General features: G+C 43.8%; 36 protein-coding genes. 34 read left to right on the plus strand and 2 right to left on the minus strand.

The genetic code is table 11. The features are described 5' to 3' along the window. Window positions 1-13 precede the first annotated feature (13 nt). The 29 genes from rplC to RNZ41_RS02415 all read left to right on the plus strand — a co-directional run bounded on the left by rplC (window position 14) and on the right by RNZ41_RS02415 (window position 14,867). Window positions 14-652, plus strand: a complete 639-nt coding sequence (gene rplC / locus RNZ41_RS02275; protein WP_007115545.1) for a 50S ribosomal protein L3 — start codon at window positions 14-16, stop codon at window positions 650-652. A 14-nt stretch (window positions 653-666) separates the two neighbouring features. Continuing rightward, on the plus strand, window positions 667-1,269 hold the full coding sequence (gene rplD, locus RNZ41_RS02280; RefSeq protein ID WP_007115546.1) for a 50S ribosomal protein L4: 603 nt from the start codon (window positions 667-669) through the stop codon (window positions 1,267-1,269). After that, window positions 1,266-1,589 carry a 50S ribosomal protein L23 gene (gene rplW, locus RNZ41_RS02285; RefSeq protein WP_007115547.1) on the plus strand — a complete coding sequence of 108 codons (324 nt, stop codon included), beginning with the start codon at window positions 1,266-1,268 and terminating at the stop codon, window positions 1,587-1,589. Before rplD ends, rplW begins: the two co-directional genes overlap by 4 nt. Before the next feature lie 10 nt (window positions 1,590-1,599). Next, complete coding sequence (gene rplB, locus RNZ41_RS02290; RefSeq protein WP_007115548.1) at window positions 1,600-2,430, plus strand: 50S ribosomal protein L2; 831 nt, start codon at window positions 1,600-1,602, stop codon at window positions 2,428-2,430. A gap of 11 nt (window positions 2,431-2,441) precedes the next feature. Beyond that, window positions 2,442-2,717, plus strand: coding sequence for a 30S ribosomal protein S19 (gene rpsS, locus RNZ41_RS02295; RefSeq protein WP_007115549.1), 276 nt, complete (start codon window positions 2,442-2,444; stop codon window positions 2,715-2,717). Between the two features lie 10 nt (window positions 2,718-2,727). Further along, window positions 2,728-3,057, plus strand: a complete 330-nt coding sequence (rplV, locus tag RNZ41_RS02300; protein WP_007115550.1) for a 50S ribosomal protein L22 — start codon at window positions 2,728-2,730, stop codon at window positions 3,055-3,057. A 1-nt stretch (window position 3,058) separates the two neighbouring features. After that, on the plus strand, window positions 3,059-3,811 hold the full coding sequence (gene rpsC, locus RNZ41_RS02305) for a 30S ribosomal protein S3 (protein WP_007115551.1): 753 nt from the start codon (window positions 3,059-3,061) through the stop codon (window positions 3,809-3,811). 5 nt (window positions 3,812-3,816) lie between these two features. After that, window positions 3,817-4,230 carry a 50S ribosomal protein L16 gene (rplP, locus tag RNZ41_RS02310; protein WP_007115552.1) on the plus strand — a complete coding sequence of 138 codons (414 nt, stop codon included), beginning with the start codon at window positions 3,817-3,819 and terminating at the stop codon, window positions 4,228-4,230. Continuing rightward, a complete protein-coding gene (gene rpmC, locus RNZ41_RS02315; protein WP_007115553.1) occupies window positions 4,230-4,436 on the plus strand; it encodes a 50S ribosomal protein L29 in 207 nt (68 codons plus the stop codon). Before rplP ends, rpmC begins: the two co-directional genes overlap by 1 nt. Before the next feature lie 2 nt (window positions 4,437-4,438). Then, complete coding sequence (rpsQ, locus tag RNZ41_RS02320) at window positions 4,439-4,723, plus strand: 30S ribosomal protein S17 (protein ID WP_007115554.1); 285 nt, start codon at window positions 4,439-4,441, stop codon at window positions 4,721-4,723. A 116-nt stretch (window positions 4,724-4,839) separates the two neighbouring features. After that, window positions 4,840-5,208, plus strand: coding sequence for a 50S ribosomal protein L14 (rplN, locus tag RNZ41_RS02325; RefSeq protein WP_007115555.1), 369 nt, complete (start codon window positions 4,840-4,842; stop codon window positions 5,206-5,208). A 7-nt stretch (window positions 5,209-5,215) separates the two neighbouring features. Then, window positions 5,216-5,533 (plus strand): 50S ribosomal protein L24, encoded by a 318-nt coding sequence (gene rplX, locus RNZ41_RS02330; RefSeq protein ID WP_036593426.1) that lies wholly within the window; start codon window positions 5,216-5,218, stop codon window positions 5,531-5,533. 19 nt (window positions 5,534-5,552) lie between these two features. Beyond that, complete coding sequence (gene rplE, locus RNZ41_RS02335) at window positions 5,553-6,092, plus strand: 50S ribosomal protein L5 (protein WP_007115557.1); 540 nt, start codon at window positions 5,553-5,555, stop codon at window positions 6,090-6,092. 18 nt (window positions 6,093-6,110) lie between these two features. Next, window positions 6,111-6,416: a 30S ribosomal protein S14 gene (gene rpsN / locus RNZ41_RS02340; RefSeq protein WP_007115558.1), complete on the plus strand. Its 306-nt coding sequence runs from the start codon at window positions 6,111-6,113 to the stop codon at window positions 6,414-6,416. A gap of 11 nt (window positions 6,417-6,427) precedes the next feature. Further along, the gene (rpsH, locus tag RNZ41_RS02345; RefSeq protein WP_282841374.1) at window positions 6,428-6,826 is read left to right on the plus strand and encodes a 30S ribosomal protein S8; all 399 of its coding nucleotides are present in this window, start codon (window positions 6,428-6,430) and stop codon (window positions 6,824-6,826) included. A 73-nt stretch (window positions 6,827-6,899) separates the two neighbouring features. Beyond that, entirely contained in the window at window positions 6,900-7,433 is a 534-nt protein-coding gene (gene rplF, locus RNZ41_RS02350; protein WP_036593421.1) for a 50S ribosomal protein L6, read from the plus strand. An 11-nt stretch (window positions 7,434-7,444) separates the two neighbouring features. Then, a complete protein-coding gene (rplR, locus tag RNZ41_RS02355; RefSeq protein WP_007115561.1) occupies window positions 7,445-7,795 on the plus strand; it encodes a 50S ribosomal protein L18 in 351 nt (116 codons plus the stop codon). 2 nt (window positions 7,796-7,797) lie between these two features. After that, window positions 7,798-8,295 carry a 30S ribosomal protein S5 gene (gene rpsE / locus RNZ41_RS02360; RefSeq protein ID WP_007115562.1) on the plus strand — a complete coding sequence of 166 codons (498 nt, stop codon included), beginning with the start codon at window positions 7,798-7,800 and terminating at the stop codon, window positions 8,293-8,295. Window positions 8,296-8,311: 16 nt separating this feature from the next. Then, window positions 8,312-8,491 (plus strand): 50S ribosomal protein L30, encoded by a 180-nt coding sequence (gene rpmD, locus RNZ41_RS02365; RefSeq protein ID WP_007115563.1) that lies wholly within the window; start codon window positions 8,312-8,314, stop codon window positions 8,489-8,491. Further along, the gene (gene rplO, locus RNZ41_RS02370) at window positions 8,491-8,931 is read left to right on the plus strand and encodes a 50S ribosomal protein L15 (RefSeq protein WP_007115564.1); all 441 of its coding nucleotides are present in this window, start codon (window positions 8,491-8,493) and stop codon (window positions 8,929-8,931) included. The genes rpmD and rplO overlap by 1 nt, the downstream gene beginning before the upstream one ends. Before the next feature lie 6 nt (window positions 8,932-8,937). Beyond that, entirely contained in the window at window positions 8,938-10,275 is a 1,338-nt protein-coding gene (secY, locus tag RNZ41_RS02375) for a preprotein translocase subunit SecY (RefSeq protein ID WP_007115565.1), read from the plus strand. 19 nt (window positions 10,276-10,294) lie between these two features. Then, window positions 10,295-10,411, plus strand: a complete 117-nt coding sequence (gene rpmJ / locus RNZ41_RS02380) for a 50S ribosomal protein L36 (RefSeq protein WP_040403280.1) — start codon at window positions 10,295-10,297, stop codon at window positions 10,409-10,411. A gap of 155 nt (window positions 10,412-10,566) precedes the next feature. After that, window positions 10,567-10,923, plus strand: coding sequence for a 30S ribosomal protein S13 (gene rpsM, locus RNZ41_RS02385; protein WP_007115566.1), 357 nt, complete (start codon window positions 10,567-10,569; stop codon window positions 10,921-10,923). 20 nt (window positions 10,924-10,943) lie between these two features. Next, window positions 10,944-11,333, plus strand: a complete 390-nt coding sequence (gene rpsK, locus RNZ41_RS02390; protein ID WP_007115567.1) for a 30S ribosomal protein S11 — start codon at window positions 10,944-10,946, stop codon at window positions 11,331-11,333. A gap of 10 nt (window positions 11,334-11,343) precedes the next feature. Continuing rightward, complete coding sequence (rpsD, locus tag RNZ41_RS02395; RefSeq protein WP_007115568.1) at window positions 11,344-11,985, plus strand: 30S ribosomal protein S4; 642 nt, start codon at window positions 11,344-11,346, stop codon at window positions 11,983-11,985. A 29-nt stretch (window positions 11,986-12,014) separates the two neighbouring features. Further along, the gene (locus RNZ41_RS02400; protein WP_065253362.1) at window positions 12,015-13,022 is read left to right on the plus strand and encodes a DNA-directed RNA polymerase subunit alpha; all 1,008 of its coding nucleotides are present in this window, start codon (window positions 12,015-12,017) and stop codon (window positions 13,020-13,022) included. 20 nt (window positions 13,023-13,042) lie between these two features. Further along, the gene (gene rplQ, locus RNZ41_RS02405; RefSeq protein WP_036593417.1) at window positions 13,043-13,402 is read left to right on the plus strand and encodes a 50S ribosomal protein L17; all 360 of its coding nucleotides are present in this window, start codon (window positions 13,043-13,045) and stop codon (window positions 13,400-13,402) included. Between the two features lie 89 nt (window positions 13,403-13,491). Then, window positions 13,492-14,244, plus strand: coding sequence for a TSUP family transporter (locus RNZ41_RS02410; RefSeq protein ID WP_282850055.1), 753 nt, complete (start codon window positions 13,492-13,494; stop codon window positions 14,242-14,244). Window positions 14,245-14,297: 53 nt separating this feature from the next. Beyond that, window positions 14,298-14,867, plus strand: a complete 570-nt coding sequence (locus RNZ41_RS02415) for a DUF4126 domain-containing protein (protein ID WP_050324676.1) — start codon at window positions 14,298-14,300, stop codon at window positions 14,865-14,867. On the opposite strand, the gene radC is transcribed toward RNZ41_RS02415, so the two are convergent. Further along, window positions 14,864-15,541 carry a RadC family protein gene (radC, locus tag RNZ41_RS02420; protein ID WP_050324677.1) on the minus strand — a complete coding sequence of 226 codons (678 nt, stop codon included), beginning with the start codon at window positions 15,539-15,541 and terminating at the stop codon, window positions 14,864-14,866. The two genes, RNZ41_RS02415 and radC, sit on opposite strands and share 4 nt — an antisense overlap. Window positions 15,542-15,628: 87 nt before the next feature. Here radC and coaBC point away from each other — a divergent pair, with 87 nt between their 5' ends. Next, window positions 15,629-16,951: a bifunctional phosphopantothenoylcysteine decarboxylase/phosphopantothenate--cysteine ligase CoaBC gene (gene coaBC / locus RNZ41_RS02425; RefSeq protein WP_312175740.1), complete on the plus strand. Its 1,323-nt coding sequence runs from the start codon at window positions 15,629-15,631 to the stop codon at window positions 16,949-16,951. A 182-nt stretch (window positions 16,952-17,133) separates the two neighbouring features. Here the strand turns inward: coaBC and rsmI are convergent, their stop codons facing one another. Continuing rightward, on the minus strand, window positions 17,134-17,979 hold the full coding sequence (gene rsmI / locus RNZ41_RS02430) for a 16S rRNA (cytidine(1402)-2'-O)-methyltransferase (RefSeq protein WP_314027483.1): 846 nt from the start codon (window positions 17,977-17,979) through the stop codon (window positions 17,134-17,136). A 68-nt stretch (window positions 17,980-18,047) separates the two neighbouring features. Between rsmI and RNZ41_RS02435 the strand changes: the two genes are divergently transcribed. The 4 genes from RNZ41_RS02435 (at window position 18,048) to murA (ending at window position 20,653) form a co-directional block, all read left to right on the plus strand. Continuing rightward, the gene (locus RNZ41_RS02435) at window positions 18,048-18,605 is read left to right on the plus strand and encodes a hypothetical protein (RefSeq protein ID WP_203172247.1); all 558 of its coding nucleotides are present in this window, start codon (window positions 18,048-18,050) and stop codon (window positions 18,603-18,605) included. Window positions 18,606-18,612: 7 nt separating this feature from the next. Further along, window positions 18,613-19,017 carry a YraN family protein gene (locus RNZ41_RS02440; RefSeq protein WP_314027484.1) on the plus strand — a complete coding sequence of 135 codons (405 nt, stop codon included), beginning with the start codon at window positions 18,613-18,615 and terminating at the stop codon, window positions 19,015-19,017. A 92-nt stretch (window positions 19,018-19,109) separates the two neighbouring features. Next, window positions 19,110-19,367: a BolA/IbaG family iron-sulfur metabolism protein gene (locus RNZ41_RS02445; RefSeq protein ID WP_065263076.1), complete on the plus strand. Its 258-nt coding sequence runs from the start codon at window positions 19,110-19,112 to the stop codon at window positions 19,365-19,367. 20 nt (window positions 19,368-19,387) lie between these two features. Further along, window positions 19,388-20,653, plus strand: a complete 1,266-nt coding sequence (murA, locus tag RNZ41_RS02450; RefSeq protein ID WP_314027485.1) for a UDP-N-acetylglucosamine 1-carboxyvinyltransferase — start codon at window positions 19,388-19,390, stop codon at window positions 20,651-20,653. Window positions 20,654-20,655: the final 2 nt, after the last annotated feature.

Consider the following 20,655-nt stretch of genomic DNA (forward strand, 5'->3'; position numbering starts at 1 on the left):
AGAGGTTAACAACATGGCGATCGGTTTAGTCGGAAAAAAATGCGGCATGACTCGTATCTTCACAGAAGCAGGTGTTTCAATTCCTGTAACTGTTGTTGAAGTTACTGCCAACCGTATCTCTCAAATCAAAACACAAGACACAGACGGCTATCAAGCTATCCAAGTAACAACTGGCGAACGTCGTGATTCTCGTGTTAATGCAGCTCAAAAAGGTCACTTTGCAAAAGCTGGCGTTGCTGCAGGTCGTGGCACTTGGGAATTTCGCGTCGAAGACAGCGAACTTGAAGGCCGCGAAGCAGGTAGTGAAATCGCTGCTGACTTGTTCCAAGTAGGTCAAATCGTTGACGTAATTGGTACCAGCAAAGGTAAAGGTTTCCAAGGTGGTATCAAACGCCACAACTTCCGTTCACAAGATTGGACACATGGTAACTCAGTATCTCACCGCGTTGTGGGTTCTACAGGTCAAAACCAAACACCGGGTCGTGTATTTAAAGGCAAAAAAATGCCAGGTCAAATGGGTAACAAACGTGTGACCGTACAAGGCTTAGAAGTGATTTCAGTTGATGCTGAAAAAGGTATCCTAGTTATCAAGGGTGCAATTCCTGGTGCCAACGGTGGCGACGTTATCGTACGTCCATCAGTTAAAGCTTAATCAAGGGGATTAACGTGAATCTAAATACAGTAACAGGTTCGGCGGTTGAGCTATCAGACGTAGCATTTGGTCGTGAATTCAACGAAGCACTTGTACACCAAGTAGTTACCGCTTATTTAGCGGGTGGTCGTCAAGGTAGCCGTGCTCAAAAAACGCGTGGTGAAGTATCTGGCGGTGGTAAAAAACCATGGCGTCAAAAAGGTACTGGCCGTGCACGTGCAGGTTCCATCCGTAGCCCAATTTGGGTCGGTGGTGGTCGCGCATTTGCAGCCAAACCACAAGATTGGTCACAAAAAGTGAACCGTAAAATGTACCGTGGTGCCATGCAATGCATTCTTGCTGAATTGATTCGTCAAGACCGTTTAGTATTGGTTGATGACATCAGCATCTCAGCACCAAAAACTAAAGAGCTTATCGCTAAACTTAAAGACTTAAATGCCCCTAAAGCATTAATCGTTACCAATGAAGTTGACGAAAATCTTTACTTAGCTGCTCGCAATATTCCATACGTCAGCGTACTAGGTAGCACTGAAGTTGATCCAGTTAGCCTAATTGCGTTTGACAAAGTCATCATGTCTGTCGCAGCCGCCAAAGAAATTGAGGGAGTGTTAGCATGAATAACGCAAGACTATATCAGGTACTAAAAGCACCTGTATTTTCAGAAAAATCTCAAATCTTGGGCGATACTTTAGGTGTGCAAGTGTTCAAAGTTGACACCAACGCGACAAAAAAAGAGATTAAAAAAGCCGTAGAATTAATGTTTGAAGGTGTTGAAGTAGTTAAAGTTAACACTTTGAATGTTAAAGGTAAGACAAAGCGATTTGGTCGCACGGTAGGTCGTCGTCAAGACTTCAAAAAAGCCTATGTGACCTTAAAAGCTGGTCAAGATGTTCAAGTAGCCGACGTAGCAGAACAACCTGCTGCTGACAACGAATAAGGATTACACAATGCCTATCGTAAAAGCCAAACCGACATCACCAGGTCGCCGATTTGTCGAGAAAGTGGTGCATCCACACCTTCATAAAGGTCGTCCTTATGCAGCATTAGTAGAGTCAAAAGGCAAAACTGGTGGTCGTAACAACAACGGTCGCATCACTACCCGTCATATCGGTGGTGGTCATAAACAGCATTACCGTGTTGTTGACTTCAAACGTAACAAAGACAATATTCCTGCTGTTGTAGAGCGTATTGAGTACGATCCAAACCGTACTGCACACATCGCATTACTTAAATATGCAGACGGTGAGCGTCGTTACATTATCGCACCAAAAAAATTGCAACAAGGCGATACCGTTATTTCTGGTGAAACTGCGCCAATTCGCCCAGGTAACTGCTTACCACTACGTAGCATTCCAGTGGGTACAGTGATTCACAATATCGAACTTAAAATCGGTAAAGGTGCACAGATCGCTCGTTCAGCAGGTGCTGCGGTTCAATTATTGGGTCGTGATGGTATCTATGCAATCGTTCGTTTACGTTCAGGGGAAACTCGTCGTATCCACGTAAATTGTCGTGCGGTTATCGGTGAAGTATCAAACACTGAAAATAACCTTAAATCATTGGGTAAAGCAGGTGCAAACCGCTGGCGTGGCGTTCGTCCTACCGTTCGTGGTACTGCAATGAACCCAGTTGACCATCCACACGGTGGTGGTGAAGGTCGTAACTTCGGTAAACACCCAACCAGCCCATGGGGTCAAAAGGCTAAAGGCCTTAAAACACGTTCTAACAAACGTACTGACCACATGATTATCCGCCGTCGTCGCGTCAATAAGAAATAAGGAATAATTTCATGCCTCGTTCATTGAAAAAAGGTCCATTCATCGATGCGCACTTGTTTGCCAAAGTTGAGAATGCGTTAGAAACTAACTCACGCAAACCAATCAAAACTTGGTCACGTCGCTCAATGATTTTGCCACAAATGGTCGGCTTAACTATTTCTGTTCATAACGGTCGTACACATGTACCTGTTATCGTAAACGAGCAAATGGTTGGTCATAAACTTGGTGAATTCGCCCCAACCCGTACATATCGTGGTCATGGCGTTGACAAGAAATCTAAGAAATAAGGTGCTCATCATGGAAGTAACTGCAAAATTACGCGGTGCCGCCATTTCGGCACAAAAAGTACGCTTAGTTGCTGACGAAGTTCGCGGCAAATCAATCGAGCGTGCATTAGATATCTTAACCTTTAGCAACAAAAAAGCCGCTAAATTGGTTAAAAAATGCTTAGAATCTGCGATTGCTAACGCTGAGCATAACAATGGTTTAGACATCGATACATTGCGTGTTTCTACCATTTATGTGGATGAAGGTATTACGTTAAAACGTGTTTTACCACGTGCCAAAGGTCGTGCTGACCGTATTAGCAAACGTACTTGCCACATCACAGTTAAGGTAGGAGCATAATATGGGACAGAAAGTTCATCCAATCGGCATCCGTCTTGGCGTAATCCGTAAATCAAACGCTAATTGGTATGCAGATCCAAAAAAATACTCTGAATACTTAATCAACGACTTACAAGTTCGTAAATATTTAGAGAAAAAGCTTAAAGCAGCGATGATCAGCGGTATTAGCATCGAACGTCCTACGGGCGCAGCTAAAATCACTATCGCTACGGCACGTCCTGGTATCATCATTGGTAAAAAAGGCGAAGATATTGAAAGCCTACAAAAAGAACTTACCAAATTAATGGGTGTACCGGCACAAGTTAGCATTGAAGAAATCACCCAACCAGACTTAGACGCACGTCTAGTAGCTGACGGTATTGCTTCACAACTTGAACGTCGTGTCATGTTCCGCCGTGCTATGAAACGTGCTGTTCAAAACAGTATGAAAGCTGGCGCACAAGGTATCAAAGTTGAGCTATCAGGTCGTCTTGGCGGCGCTGAGATTGCTCGCTCAGAGTGGTATCGTGAAGGTCGTGTACCTTTGCATACATTACGTGCAGACATTGATTACTCAAATGTACGCGCAGAAACCACTTACGGTACTATCGGTGTAAAAGTTTGGATTTTCCGTGGTGAAGTGCTTGACGGCATGAACCGTGTATATAATCCAGTCAAAGAAGAAAAACAAGCACGTGCACCTCAAAAACGTCGTGCTCGTAATGATCGTAGCGACCGCCCACGTAGTGAGCGCCCAGCTAAAGACAGAGGTTAATCGATATGTTACAACCAAAACGTACCAAGTTTCGTAAAGTACAAAAAGGACGTAATACGGGGTTAGCTCACCGTGGTAGTAGCGTATCTTTTGGTACAATCGGACTTAAATCAGTAGAACGTGGTCGTATGACTGCACGTCAAATCGAAGCTGCTCGTCGTACGATTTCACGTCGTATCAAGCGCGGTGGTAAAATTTGGATTCGTGTATTCCCAGACAAACCAATTACCGAAAAACCACTAGAAGTTCGTATGGGTAAAGGTAAAGGCCCAGTAGAATACTGGGTATGCGAAATCAAACCAGGCAAAATGCTTTATGAAATCGAAGGGGTTTCTGACGAGCTAGCAACTGAAGCGTTCACGCTTGCAGCTGCCAAGTTGCCTTTCAAAACCACCATTGTTAAACGGACGATAATGTAATGAAGATCAGTGAACTTAAAGACAAATCAGTCGAAGAGCTGACCCAATTACTAGACGAAAAACAATTAGAAACATTTCGTCTTCGTATGGCAAAAGCCACTGGTCAGTTAGGCAACACCCATGAGATTAAAGCAAATCGTCGTACGATTGCTCAAATCAAGACTCTTATCTCTGAAAAACAGAACACCGAAAACCAAGGGGCTTAATCATGAGTGAGCAAAATACCAACCAAGCTAACGCTACTGAACAAAGTACAGTCACTGGTAAAGTTGTCAGTGACAAAATGGATAAAACCATTACGGTACTTGTTGAGCGTCGTATTCGTCATGCCAAGTATGGCAAAATGATTCGTCGTTCTACCAAACTACATGCTCATGATGAAAACAATGAGTGTGGCGTTGGTGATACAGTTCGTATCAAATCAACACGTCCACTATCAAAAACCAAATCTTGGGTGTTAGTAGACGTTGTAGAAAAAGCAGTTAATATTTAATTTAACTTAAATAGATAGTTATAATTGCAAAGCAAGTCAGTAACTGCTACAATACGCCACCTTAAAAATGGCTTATTCTGGCAAAGACTTGTTTTGCCAATTTATGGAGTAACGCGATGATTCAGACTGAAACAATGCTGGAAGTTGCAGACAACAGTGGTGCAAAACGAGTTATGTGCATTAAAGTGCTAGGTGGCTCACATCGTCGTTATGCATCAGTAGGCGACATCATTAAAGTGACTGTGAAAGAAGCAATTCCACGCGGTCGTGTCAAGAAAGGTGATGTAATGAACGCGGTAGTCGTACGCACGAAGTTTGGTGTACGCCGTCCTGACGGTTCAGTACTACGTTTTGATGATAATGCAGCTGTGTTGTTGAACAACAATAAAGCACCAATTGCAACACGTATTTTTGGACCAGTAACCCGCGAACTACGTGGCGAACAATTTATGAAAATTGTTTCATTAGCCCCAGAAGTATTGTGAGGAAAACATGGCAAAATTACGTAAAGGCGACCAAGTGATTGTAATTGCTGGCAAAGATAAAGGCAAGCAAGGTACAGTACTAGCAGTAAAAGAAGACCGTGTAAAAGTTGAAGGCATCAACATCGTTAAAAAACACCAAAAGCCAAACCAACAGACTGGCGTTGAAGGTGGTATTATCGAGAAAGAAGCATTTTTACACATTTCAAATGTTGCAATTTATAATGCAGCAACCCAAAAGGCAGATCGTATTTCTTACCAATTGAATGATGAAGGCAAAAAACAACGCGTTTATCGTTCATCTGGTGAAGTTGTGGCGACTGCATAACCATCTAAGGGTATCAGTAATGGCAAGACTTAAAACACAATATAACGAACAGCTTAAGCAAAAAATTCAGCAAGAGCTTGGTTTAGCCAACGTTATGGAAATCCCTAAAATCACCAAAATCACCCTAAACATGGGTGTGGGTGATGCGGCTCAAGACAAAAAAGTGCTTGAAGGTGCATTAGCGGATATGACGGCAATTGCCGGTCAAAAACCTGTAGTAACCAAAGCTCGCAAATCAGTTGCCGGCTTTAAAATCCGTGAAGAATGGCCAATCGGCTGTAAAGTAACGTTACGTGGCGAACAGATGTACGAGTTTTTAGATCGTTTAATCTCAATCGCTATTCCACGTATCCGTGACTTCCGCGGTTTTACAGATAAAGCATTTGATGGCCGTGGTAACTATTCACTAGGTATCAAAGAGCAAATCGTTTTCCCTGAAGTTGACTTTGACAAAATCGACCGTATTCGTGGTTTAGATATTACCATTACGACTACCGCAAAAACTGATGATCAAGGTCGTGCATTGCTTAAAGCATTCGGCTTCCCATTTAAGGGCTAACAGCAAGGATAAGGCAATATGGCAAAGAAAAGTATGATTAATCGCGAATTTAAACGCGAAGCGACTGTTGCTAAATATGCTGAGAAGCGTGCAAAGCTTAAGGCAATTATCAGCGACATCAACGCAACTGATGAAGAACGTATGGACGCCATGCTGGCATTACAAGCACTGCCACGTGATGCTTCACCAGTACGTTTACGTAATCGTTGTGCATTGACAGGTCGTCCACACGGTTATTTCCGTAAATTTGGTCTTTCACGTAACATGATTCGTGAAAAAGTAATGCAAGGTGATGTACCTGGCGTTCATAAAGCAAGCTGGTAAGGGGAAACAATATGAGTATGCAAGATACCGTTGCTGATATGTTGACTCGTATCCGTAATGCACAAATGGCTCAAAAAGCGTCTGTGACTATGCCAAGCTCAAAACTACGTAAATCAATTGCTGATTTGCTAGTGAAAGAAGGTTATGTTGCGACCGCAGAAACTGAAGAAGTTGGTACAGGTAAAACTGAATTAACCTTAGAGTTAAAATATTTTGAAGGTAAACCAGTTATTGAGACGATTAAACGTTATAGTCGTCCAGGTTTACGTCAATACCGTGGTAAAGATGCACTACCAAGCGTCCAAAAAGGTCTAGGTGTAGCAATCATCTCTACCAGTAAAGGCATCATGAGTGACCGTGAAGCTCGTGCAGCTGGATTAGGCGGCGAAATTATTGCGTTCGTGGCTTAATTAACATTAAGAAGGACAGGCATAGTTTGTTGTGCCTGTTCGTTTTTTTATCACTTTTATAGGAATTACCCGTATGTCTCGTGTGGCTAAAGCCCCTGTAGCACTACCAAATGGTACAAGTGTTACTTTGAACGGTCAGCAGGTTGAAGTTAAAGGTAGCAAAGGTACGCTAACTTTACGCCTGCATGATTTGGTCGAGCTAAAACAGGAAGATAATCAACTTATTCTTTCACCAAAATCTGACACTAAAGACGGTTGGATGCACACTGGTACAGTTCGTGCATTATTAAGCAACATGGTTAAAGGTGTTACTGAAGGCTTCGAACGTCGTCTACAATTGATTGGTGTTGGTTATAAAGCCGCTGTTGCTGGCAATAAAGTTAACCTAAACTTAGGCTACTCACACCCAATCGAATATGTACTACCTGAAGGTGTTACTGCTGAAACCCCAACTGCGACTGAAATCGTGTTAAAATCTAGCGACAAACAAAAGCTAGGTCAAGCAGCAGCAAACATTCGTGGCTATCGCCCACCTGAGCCTTACAAAGGCAAAGGCGTTCGTTATAGCGATGAGTATGTCGCTCGTAAAGAAGCTAAGAAAAAATAAGGTGAAATGACATGTTTGATAAAAAAGCTGCTCGCCTTCGCAGAGCGAAAAAAACCCGTGCACATATCCGTGGTTTAGGCGTAAATCGTCTATCTGTTAATCGTACTAACACCCACATTTATGCACAAGTTATCTCACCAACGGGTGGTGAAGTGTTAGCCCAAGCTTCAACGTTAGATACTACTTTACGTGCTGGTCAAACTAGCAACATCGAAGCTGCAACTGCCGTTGGTAAATTAATTGCAGAACGCGCTAAAGCTGCCGGTATTACTAAAGTTGCGTTTGATCGTAGCGGTTTTAAATATCATGGTCGTGTTAAAGCATTAGCTGAAGCCGCTCGTGAAAATGGATTGGAGTTCTAATCATGGCAAAAGTTGAACAAACAGACGGTTTAGTAGAGCGCTTAGTCACAGTTGGCCGTGTATCTAAAGTTGTAAAAGGTGGTCGTATCTTTTCTTTCACCGCACTCACAGTGGTAGGTGATGGTAATGGTCGTGTTGGTTTTGGTCGTGGTAAAGCGCGTGAAGTGCCTGCAGCGATTCAAAAAGCACTAGAAGCTGCCAAACGTAATATGATTACCGTTGATTTAGCAGGTACAACCCTTCAACATCCTATTACTGCTAGCCACGGTGCAAGCCGCGTGTATATGCAACCAGCCTCTGAAGGTACCGGTGTTATCGCGGGTGGTGCAATGCGTGCAGTATTAGAAGTTGCAGGCGTAGAAAACGTATTAGCAAAATGCTATGGTTCAACCAATGCCGCTAACGTTGTACGTGCAACTTTCAACGGGTTAAAAGAAATGTCTTCTCCTGAAAAAGTTGCGGCAAAACGCGGCAAATCAGTTGAAGAAATCTTGGGCTAAGCTAAGGTGAGCTAACATGAAAAAAATGAAAGTTACTCAAGTAAAATCGAGTGCCCATCGCCTAGCAAGCCATAAAGCTTGTTTGAAAGGTTTAGGGTTACGTCGTATTGGACATACTGTCGAAGTTGAAGATACCCCTTCGACCCGTGGTATGGTAAACCGCGTTAACTACTTAGTTAAAGTGGAGGAAGTATAATGGGTCTACGTTTAAATGAATTGAGCCCAGCTGAAGGTTCAAGAAAAAATAAACTTCGCCGTGGTCGTGGTATCGGTTCTGGTATCGGTAAAACCGGTGGTCGTGGTGTCAAAGGTCAAACCTCACGTACAGGTTCTGGTATTCGCTCAGGTTTTGAAGGCGGTCAGATGCCTTTATACCGTCGTTTGCCAAAATTTGGTTTCACCAGTAAACTTGCAATGGTAACGGCAGAAGTGCGTTTATCAGAATTGAACCAAGTTGATGGTGACGTGGTAAGCGTTGAGTCTTTAAAAGCAGCGAATATCATTCGCCACGATATGCAACGTGTTCGTATCATCCTTTCAGGTGACGTAACCAAAGCATATACTTTTAAAGGTGTTAAAGTGACTAAAGGTGCTAAAGCGGCTATTGAAGCAGCTGGTGGTACTGTTGAGGAGTAATCCTACATGACTAAGCATTCAACATCGATGAATCCTCTAGCATTTATTCGTAAGTACGATGAATTATTTAATCGTTTACTATTTTTGTTGGGTGCTTTAGTCGTCTATCGTTTCGGTTCACACGTACCTATTCCTGGTATGGATCCAGAAAGCTTATCGAAATTTTTTCAAACCAATGAAAATACTATTTTAGGTTTGTTTAATATGTTTTCTGGTGGGGCATTAGAGCGGATGTCAGTCATGGCACTCGGGATTATGCCTTATATTTCTGCTTCAATCATTGTCCAGATGATGACGGCGGTTATACCATCATTGGATGCATTAAAAAAAGAAGGCCAAGCCGGTCAACGCCAAATCAACAAGTATACACGCCAATTAACCCTTGCCTTAGCTTTGGTTCAATCAATTGGTATGTGTACAGGTCTGATTAGTCAGAATCTTACATTGACCAGTGGTCTTGGTTTTTATATTCCTGCGGTAACCTCGTTGGTTGCAGGGTCGATGTTTTTGATGTGGTTAGGTGAACAGATTACTGAACGTGGTATTGGTAACGGTATTTCAATGCTAATTTTAGCGGGTATCGTAGCGACTTTTCCACAAGTGGTCACACAGTCAATTAACTCTGTCCAGCAAGGTCAAATGAATATGATTGCCTTGTTGATATTTAGTTTATTGGCGTTAGCGGTGGTGGCGGGGATTGTATTTATTGAGCGTGCACAGCGCCGTATCCCAGTCAACTATGCCCAAAAGCAATCGCAAGAACGAAAAATATATGCACAGCAGCAATCGCATTTGCCATTAAAAATTAATATGGCAGGGGTTATTCCAGCGATTTTTGCCAGTTCATTGTTGTTATTCCCAGCGAGTTTGGGACAGTGGGTAGGTCAATCACCCAATCCCAATATTTTTCAAAGTTTCTTGCAGAATATGGCATTAGTGTTATCACCCGGCCAGCCGCTGTATTTGGTAATTTTTGCAGCCTTGATTATTTTCTTTTGTTATTTTTATACCGCGTTGGTATTTAGTCCAAAAGAAGTATCAGAGAATTTGAAACGAAGTGGGGCGTATATTCCAGGTATTCGTCCAGGTTTACAAACTCAACGTTATTTAGATCATGTATTAAATCGCTTAACCTTTATTGGTGCGATTTATATGACAATTATTTGTTTGATGCCGATGATATTGCAATCTGCGTTTGGTATTCCGTTTCATCTAGGCGGTACCTCAGTACTGATTAGTGTGGTCGTGATTATGGACTTTATTGCCCAAGTTAAAGCGCACTTAATGACTCACCAATACCATGATTATTCGCTGATGCAAACTATGGAAGTCAAGCATTCATAACTACTACTAGGAGCTGAAAATGAAAGTTCAAGCATCTGTAAAAAGAATCTGCGGTAGCTGCAAAATTGTACGCCGCAAAGGCGTTGTTCGCGTTATTTGTAGTGCAGAACCGCGTCATAAACAACGTCAAGGTTAATCTAAATTGTTAGATTGGACTTGAAATCAGGTAGCGGATACTGTATTATCCGCTACTTGTCGTTATTTTGACACATTTGTAGATAACCAAGTGTTTCAAAATGCTACATCAGTAGATGATTAACTCATCTTTTCCTTATAATTGGAGAAATGTCAATGGCTCGTATTGCCGGTGTAAACATTCCGGACAACAAGCACGCTATCATTTCACTCACTTATATTTTTGGTATTGGTCGTACCACTGCTGCTAAAATTTTAGAAGCGGTAAACATTGCACCAACTACTAAAATCAGTGAACTAAATGATACTCAGCTTGATGCTGTCCGTACCCAAGTTGCAGAGTATGCGACTGAAGGTGACTTGCGTCGTGAAATCTCGATGAATATTAAACGTTTAGTAGACTTAGGTTGCTATCGTGGCTTGCGTCATCGTCGCGGTTTACCAGTAAATGGTCAACGCACAAAAACAAATGCGCGTACTCGTAAGGGTCCACGTAAAGCAATCAGAAAATAATTAACTTAGGAAGCTAAAAGATGGCAAAAGACACTCGTAGTCGCAAAAAAGTGACTCGCCGCTCGGTAGCTGAGGGCGTAGCGCACATCCATGCGTCTTTTAATAACACCATTGTAACGATTACCGATCGTCAAGGTAATGCTTTGGCTTGGGCCACCGCTGGTGGACAAGGCTTCCGTGGTTCACGTAAATCTACACCATTTGCTGCACAGGTTGCGGCTGAAGTTGCTGGTAAAGCAGCACAAGAATATGGTGTCAAGAATGTTGATGTCTTGGTTAAAGGTCCAGGACCTGGTCGTGAGTCTGCGGTAAGAGCCTTAGGTGCATTGGGTTATAAAATAAACAGCATTAGCGATATAACCCCGATTCCTCATAACGGAACTCGTCCACCGAAAAAACGTCGCGTATAAGGAGACTTTCATGGCCCGTTATCTAGGTCCAAAATTAAAACTTTCTCGTCGTGAAGGTACTGATTTACAATTAAAATCAGGCGTAAAAGCGTACGAAGAAAAAACCAAAAAAGCTGACCGTGCCCCTGGTCAACATGGTAATCCACGTAGCAAAACGTCAGAGTATTCTGCACAGCTTCGTGAAAAACAAAAAGTAAAACGCATTTATGGTGTGTTAGAGCGTCAATTCTCAAACTACTATAAAGAAGCTGCGCGTATGAAAGGCGCAACTGGCGAAAACTTGCTTCAAATGTTAGAACGTCGCCTCGATAACGTTGTTTATCGTATGGGTTTTGGTGCAACTCGCGCAGAAGCTCGCCAATTAGTTAGCCATCGTGCTATTCTAGTAAAAAAAGCGGGTCGTGATGAGTTTGTTCGTGTGAACATTCCTTCAATCCAATTGCAAGATGGTGATGTGATTGCCGTACACGAAAAAGCCAAAGAACAATTACGTATTAAAAACGCAATTGAATTGGCGGGTCAACGTGGTACGCCTGTATGGTTGGAAGTTGATCACAGCAAATTGCAAGGTACTTTTAAACAAGCGCCAGAGCGTGCTGATTTACCAACCGAAATCAACGAAAGCTTAATCGTTGAGTTGTACTCTAAATAATTAATTTTACTATAAAGTCGAGGTGACAAATGATGCTAAATGCTACTGAGTTTCTTACACCGAATGCCATTCATGTGGACACGGTCAATGAAACACACGCCAAAGTCACGCTCGAACCGTTAGAACGAGGTTTTGGGCATACCTTAGGTAATGCCCTACGTCGTATTCTATTATCTTCATTGCCTGGTGCAGCTGTAATCGAAGCTGAAATCGAAGGCGTTGATCATGAGTATTCAACCCTTGAAGGGTTGCAAGAAGATGTGTTAGATCTATTGTTAAATTTAAAAGGTTTAGCGATCCAATTGCATGATCAAAATGAAGTATTCTTGACCCTTAACAAACAAGGTCCTGGCACTGTACTAGCATCAGATATTGAGTTACCTCACAATGTAGAGATTATCAATCCTGATTTAGTTTTAGGTACATTAAGTGATCGTGGTCATTTAAAAATGCGTTTGCGTGTAGCAGTAGGTCGTGGTTATGAGCCTGCCAATGTACGTAAAGATTCTGGTGATAATAAAGTTATTGGTCGTTTAAAATTGGACGCTAGCTATAGCCCAATCTTACGCGTGGCATACCAAGTTGAAAATGCCCGTGTTGAACAGCGCACTGACTTAGACCGTTTGGTTATTGAACTTGAAACCAATGGTACCATCGATCCAGAAGAAGCGATTCGCAAAGCAGCAACGATTTTGCAGCAGCAAATTGCCGTATTTGTTGACCTTGAAGCGGAAGCTACCCCAGAACCTGTTAAGGAAAAAGAAGAAGTTGACCCTGTGCTACTGCGCCCAGTGGATGACTTAGAATTAACGGTTCGCTCAGCAAATTGCTTGAAGGCGGAAAATATCTATTACATTGGCGATTTGGTACAACGCACCGAAACTGAGTTGTTAAAAACCCCAAATCTCGGTAAGAAATCATTAACTGAAATCAAAGACGTCCTTGCTTCTAAAGACTTAGAACTCGGTATGCGCCTTGAAAATTGGCCACCTGCTGATTTACGTGTTGATGACCGCTTCTCTTACCGTAGCCGTTAAAATTTAAAGGAAGTTTGACCATGCGACATCGTAACAGTGGAGTTAAGTTGGGTCGTACCAGCAGCCATCGTAAGGCCATGTTCCAAAATATGACCAACTCACTATTTGAACATGAACTCATCAAAACTACTCTTCCTAAAGCTAAAGAGCTTCGCCGTGTGGCAGAGCCGCTAATTACTTTGGCAAAAGAAGATTCAGTTGCTAACCGTCGTCTAGCGTTTAACCGCTTACGTAATAAAGCGACTGTAGGTAAATTATTCACGACACTAGGCCCACGCTACAAAGCGCGTCCAGGTGGTTATTTACGTATCATCAAATGTGGTTATCGCGATGGCGATGCTGCACCGATGGCATACGTTGAATTAGTAGACCGTGACTAATCATCCTGATTAAAAAAACCCCATAGGTTCGCGCTTATGGGGTTTTTTTGTTTATAGTGATAACTCCTCAATTAACCTTTGGAAATATGATGCAGCTGAGTTTTGATGTACTAGTGATGTTAACGTTGGTCGCGGGGATTGCAGGATTTTTAGATGCCATGGCAGGGGGTGGCGGCTTACTAACTATTCCTGCCCTGTTAATGGCAAATGTTCCTACGCTTTATACCTTGGGCACTAATAAGCTGCAAGCGACTGCAGGTTCGCTTTCTGCTTCTATTACCATGATACGCAAAGGCAAGATTCACCCCAAGCAAATTTGGCGTTCGATTATCGCCTGTTTTGTCGGAGCTGTGCTAGGCGCTATGGCTGTGCAACTTTCTCCGCCAGTGCTATTAGCCAAAGGCATTCCTTTTTTAATCGCGCTTATTGGTATTTATTATCTGTTTGCACCCACTATCGGTGAGGTCAAATCTGCACCACGAATCAGCAAAAATAAATGGCAATATGGGATGTCACCCTTAATTGGTTTTTATGATGGCTATTTGGGCCCTGGTACAGGGATGTTTTTTGCGCTAGGCGGTATCACCATGCGGGGCTTGGATATGATTACCGCGACTGCCAATGCCAAATTACTCAACTTTACCAGCAATGCCGCATCATTGATGTTCTTTGTGTTGGGTGGAAAAGTGCTTTGGTCAGTGGGAGTTGCTATGATGGTGGGGCAGTTTATTGGTGCTTCATTGGGTGCAAGGATGGCCGTTAAAGGGGGCACTAAGTTTATTCGACCGGTGATTGTGGTGATGTGTTTTGCGATGCTAATTAAATATGTGTTTTTTTCTTAATAATTTTTATTTATGATAGCGGGAAAATTATTCATACTTTGAGTATCGAGAATATGACAACTGAAATGATTTTAAGTATTTTTCTTGGGATTGGCTTGGCGGCAAGTAGCGGGTTTCGTGTGTTTGTACCGCTGTTTGCGCTCAGTTGTGCCGCATATTTTCATATTATTCCCCTTAATGATAGCTGGCAATGGGTGGCATCCACCCCTGCGTTAATTATTTTGGGTGTAGCCAGTATTGCAGAGTCGATCAGTTATTTAATCCCGTTAGTTGATCATCTGTTAGATACGGTTGCTGTACCGCTCGCAGGGATTGCAGGAACATTGGTCATGGCTTCGACATTGACCGATATGAGTCCTGCCATGACTTGGGCGCTAGCGATCATTGCTGGCGGCGGCGCTGCGGCTACGATAAAAGGTACAGCTGCCACCACGCGCGTGGCTTCGACTGCGACGACGGGCGGTTTGGCAAATCCCGCTGTTTCAGTGGCAGAAACCGGGACAGCGATAGGGCTGTCGGCTTTGTCGATTTTTTCACCCATTTTTGCAATGATTGCGTTAATCATTGGTTTATTGATGATGATTTGGGTGGTAATAATGGTTAAAAACCGCGTCAAACGCTAAGGCATCTTGCCTGTTTCTTGTAAAGAAAGCGTGCCATCTTGACCCACGATAATATGGTCAATCAAAGTCATATCGACAAGCTGACACGCTTTTGCCAAACTGCGGGTAATTTCTAGATCTGCCTGTGACGCTGTGGCAGAGGTGCTTGGGTGATTGTGGGCGATAATAAGCTGGCTTGCCCCATATTTTAACGCACAGCGCAACACTTCCCGCACACACACCGAGCACGATGAAATACCGCCTGTGAACAACACCTCGTACTGGATTAAGGTGAGCTGATTGGTCAAAAACAGCACCGCAAACACCTCGCGATTGAGCGGTCGCAGCTGCGTAGTCAGATAGTCTTTGACCAATTGGCTGTCGTTAAGGGTAGGGGCTTGTTTGACTTGGCTGGCAAGGTAGCGTTTGCCCATCTCAAGGCTTGCCAAAATCTGCGCGTATTTTGCCATGCCGATACCATGACACGCCATGACTGCTTCACTCGGCGCAGCTAGTAACTGAGCCAGACTGCCAAATTTTTCAATCAAGCCACGAGCCAGTTCGATGGCGGATTGGTCTTTGGTGCCTGTGCGTAAGAATATTGCCAAAATCTCACTATCTGATAGACTCTCAGCGCCCTTTTGCAGTAGCTTTTCTCTGGGGCGCTCGTCTTGGTGCCAGTCTTTGATTGCCATAGGCATTTCCTAATAAATGATGATTAATCATACCTAAAGTGGCGGAAAATTGTTACTATAGGCGAAATTTTTTAGTGCTTTTATCTTATGAAAAATATCCTTCTTGGTATCACAGGCGCTATTGCTGCCTACAAATCCGCCTCGTTTGCCCGACTATTGATTAAAAGTGGCTATGACGTCCGTGTTATTATGACGGCAAGCGCACAAGCCTTTATCACACCGTTAACGCTGCAGGCCTTGACGGGCAACCCAGTGCATATCGACTTGTTGGATGAGAGCGCTGAGCTGGGAATGGGGCATATTGAACTGGCAAAATGGGCGGATTTACTGATTATCGCGCCTGCTACCGCGAATACGATTGCTAAACTGGCCATGGGAATAGCGGATGATTTACTCACTACCGTCTGCCTTGCTACCGCTGCCCCGATTTTAGTGGCACCTGCTATGAATCAGCAAATGTGGCAACATCCATCGGTCAAACTTAATTTGCAGACGTTAACCGATTATGATTATGAGATCATCCAACCAGCCAGCGGTGAGCAAGCCTGTGGTGATATCGGTGAGGGAAGATTGCCAGAGCCAGAGCAGTTGCTTGAATACGTGCAATATTTCATCGCAGCGCAAATCACCCCGCAAGTATTGGCGGGTAAAAATGTGACAATCACCGCAGGTCCAACGATTGAAGCCATCGACCCTGTGCGCTATCTATCCAATCATTCCACGGGCAAAATGGGATTTGCGCTGGCAAAAGCGTGCCGTAATGCAGGCGCGAGGGTGACCTTGATCGTTGGGGGTAAAGTGCCCCTACCAACGCCACTACTGGTCAATCGTATCGATGTGTTATCGGCTGAAGAAATGCTAATGACCGCTCGCCAATGCGCCAGTGATGATATATGTGAATGCCATGACGATCACCACCATAACCACAATCATCATGACCATGAACATCACCACCATCATCATCATGATGAATTTGGCAATGATATCGAAGTCGAACCTGTTAGCACAGCGACCGATATTTTTATTGCCACGGCTGCGGTCGCTGATTATCGCACGCGTGATGTCGTGCCGCAAAAGATTAAAAAAACGCAAGATCAGATGTCGCTGGATTTGGTGAAAAATCCTGATATTTTGGCGACCATTGCCGAAGAATTCCCTGAGGTTTTTGTGGTAGGATTTGCGGCAGAAACCCAAGATATCGAAAAATATGCTCGTGGCAAGCTTGAAGCCAAAAACTTAGATATGATTGCCTGTAATGATGTCTCCCGCACCGATATTGGTTTTGGCAGTGATGACAATGCCATGACGGTGTTTTTTAAAGATAAATCAGAAGGGATGACACTAGAAAAAGCCAGTAAAGATAAAATTGCGGAACAATTGGTTGCCTTAATTGGGGAAAATTTGCATTAATCACCCAAAAAAGCTAGGTGCAATCACGCAGCTTTTTTGCATTAACTAAAATGTGTCTTAGGTTGTTTTAGCTATCAGCCGCTAATTAGTTTGGTGCTAAGTATCAGTGATAGTTGCGATTTTAGCGATAGCTAGTATCTTTCATCGCTTGACCGGGTAACGCTGATGAACGGCATCAGCGTTTATTTTACTATCCGTTGTAATTGTAAAGCTCTGTCATACAAAGCATTTTTTTTCGTCCCTGTGATATCGCTGGCGAGCTGTGCGGCTTTTTTCAATGACAAATCTTGCAATAGTCGTTTTAACAATTCATCGTGTTGATTATCATTATTCTGTAAGTCACTTGCCCCAGCGACCACCAGTACCATTTCCCCTTTTTGCTGATTGGCATCGCTTGCAACAAACTGTTTTAGTTCACCGAGCGTTGATGGATAAATGGTTTCAAACGTTTTGGTTATCTCACGGCAAAACGTCACTTGTCGATTGTCGCCAAGCACCATAATCATGTCATCGATACACTCAACAATACGATGGGGCGCTTCATAAAAAATCAGCGTAGCGGTTAAGTCCTTGATTTTAGTCAACTCGCTTTGGCGTCCTGCGGTTTTGGCAGGCAAAAAGCCATAAAAATAAAACTTGTCTGAAGGTAATCCTGCGACCGATAAGGCGGCTATGGCAGCACTGGCGCCGACAACCGGTGAGACTTTGATACCGGCTTGGTGACAGGCGCGCACCAGTCGAAAACCAGGGTCGCTAATCAGCGGGGTACCGGCATCACTGATAAGCGCGATACTTTGCCCTGACTGTAATACTTCAATCAGTTTAGGGGTCTGTACTTCGGCATTGTGGTCGTGATAAGCCCAAGTTTTGGTGGGGATGTTAAAGTGGTTGAGCAGTTTGCCCGAGGTACGGGTGTCCTCACAGGCGATGATAGCCACGCTTTTTAGGCAGTCGATGGCGTGGGCGGTCATATCGGTTAAATTACCAATCGGGGTGGCGACGATGTAAAGTGTGCCGTTTTGCTGCATGATTTTCTCAAATTTTGCTAAATATTGGTGGTATTATAAGGTGTTTTCTGCGGAAAAAAGGATTTGTCATGAAAACAATTTGCTTTGCTATTTTAAGTGTAAGTTTAATTTCAACGGCAGAGGCTTGTTTACCCTCATCCCCGGCTGATGTGTTGGTCGGACGAATTGCCAGTATCGAAAAAGGCGGTGAATTGCAACGTGAAAGCCAATCCAAGCAAGGTTTTGGCTTAAAATTCACCGATTATTACTGGGCATTTCGCACATGGCGTCAACGGCTTATTTTGCCATCGGCGCAGCGTTTTGAAGGTGTTTTTGCCATTAGCTCATTAAAACCCAACGATATCGTTGTGGCATTAGCCAGTCATTATGATGGGGGTAAACCGCATAATTATCGCATTGATAGTGTGGCAAAGCTGACTTGTCAAAACAACAAGCTGATTTTACAAAAGCCGTTGGTGATACCGGTCAGTTGGAATCGACAACAGCAACGATGTGGGATTGGTCAAAATTACTCAGGGATTTTGGATGGCTTTATCGACAACAACCAAGCCTATTATTTGGCAAAATTACAGCAAAAATACCCAACTTGTGCCGCTTTAGAAAAAACCTTTGCAACAGTAAAATAACCCAACAATGAAACTCACCGCCCCAAAACAGCGCCAAGGCGACTATTATGAAACCCTCGCCAAACACTACCTTGAAGCGCAAGGCTTAACGTTTTTTGCCAAAAACTGGCACTACAAAAACTTGGGCGAGCTTGATTTGGTGATGCTTGAGCCGACGCAAAAAATCCCTTGCCTCGTCATTGTCGAAGTGCGTCAACGAAAAGCCAGCCAATTTGGCACAAGTTTAGACAGTATCACCCCCGCCAAACAACGTAAAATCATTAAAACCACCGCAGCTTTTTTACAAGCGCATCCACAATTTGATACCTTTGACATTCGCTTTGATGTAGTAATTTATGAAGGCGTTTTAGCTGCACGGCAGGCTGTCATGCCAACGCCTACGTGGATTAAGGACGCTTTTAGCGTAAATTAAGCATTTTGTATAACGTATAAACTTAGCAAAAATTATGCTATGCTACGCAGCAAAATAGTATAATTTTACCCCTCTTTTATTAGGTATTTCCCATGAACGCACAAGATTTAATTACTTTACTACAACCCCATTTTCCGAGTGGCAAAATCGAAGCTGCCAATCAAGGCAACAAATTTGATGTGCGCGTGGTGGATGACAGCTTTGAGGGTAAACGTCCTGTCGCACGTCAACAAGCCGTATTGGGGTTGGTGTCTGATAAATTTGCGTCAGGTGAAATCCATGCACTCAATATCCAAGCGTTGACCTATGCCCAGTGGCATGAGATGCAAGCCAAACAAGCTGCGCAATAAGCCATTTTTAGGAGAAACACATGGATAAATTTTTAATCACGGGTGGCACCCAGGTCAAAGGTGAAGTGGTCATCTCTGGTGCAAAAAATGCGGCATTACCCTTGCTTGCGGCAATGATTTTGGCAGAAACCCCCGCCACCCTGCACAATGTACCGACACTCAAAGACGTCAATACCTTGGTCAAATTGATTGCGGGAACGGGTATCACCATTGAAAAGAACGGCGATACGGTGACTTGCGATACCAGTACCATCAATAGCTACTATGCCCCGTATGAGCTGGTCAAAACCATGCGTGCATCGATTTTGGTATTGGGACCGCTGCTTGCGCGCTTTGGGGAGGCTGAAGTGTCGCTACCTGGTGGCTGCGCAATTGGCTCACGCCCTGTCGACCAACATCTAAAAGCCTTGGAAGCGATGGGAGCGACCATCACTGTTGAAAATGGCTATGTCAAAGCCAAAGCACCCGCTAGCGGTCGGCTAAAAGGCTGTCATTTTACCTTTGATATGGTCACGGTTGGCGGCACTGAAAACACCATCATGGCAGCGGCATTGGCGGAAGGAACCACGCACCTAGAAAACTGTGCGCGTGAACCAGAAGTGGTTGATCTGGCTAATATGCTTGTCAAAATGGGCGCAAAAATTGAAGGCATTGGCACCGCTTATATGACCATTGAAGGCGTTGACAAATTGAATGGCTGTGAGTACTCAGTAGTACCAGACCGTATTGAAACAGGCTCATATCTTGCGCTTGCCATGATGACAGGCGGCGAAGTGACTGCCAAAAAAACTGAAGCAAGCTTAATGCAATCCGTGCTTAAAAAATTTGAAGAAATGGGCGCCCAAGTCACCGTTGGCAGCGACTGGATTAATGTCAAAATGGCGGGTCGTCCAAAAGCCGTTGATATCCGCACATTACCACACCCTGCGTTCCCAACCGATATGCAAGCCCAGCTCATGACAGTTTGCTGTATTGCAGAAGGTACCAGTACCATTATTGAAAATATTTTTGAAAATCGCTACATGCATGTCCCTGAGCTGCAACGTATGGGCGCAAATATCAAGGTCGATGGTCATACTGCCGTTGTTCAAGGCGTCGATAAACTCAATGCCGCGCCTGTCATTGCAACCGATTTACGCGCCTCTATGTCATTGGTAATGGCAGCGGTGGCAGCCCAGGGCGAGACCTGTATCGAGCGCATTTACCACATCGACCGTGGTTATGAGTATGTGGAAGATAAACTGCGCGGCTTGGGCGTCACCATTGAGCGGGTAAAAGGCGAATAACA

The organism is Moraxella sp. DOX410 (genome assembly GCF_032248735.1).
GTDB classification, from domain to species: domain Bacteria; phylum Pseudomonadota; class Gammaproteobacteria; order Pseudomonadales; family Moraxellaceae; genus Faucicola; species Faucicola tetraodonis.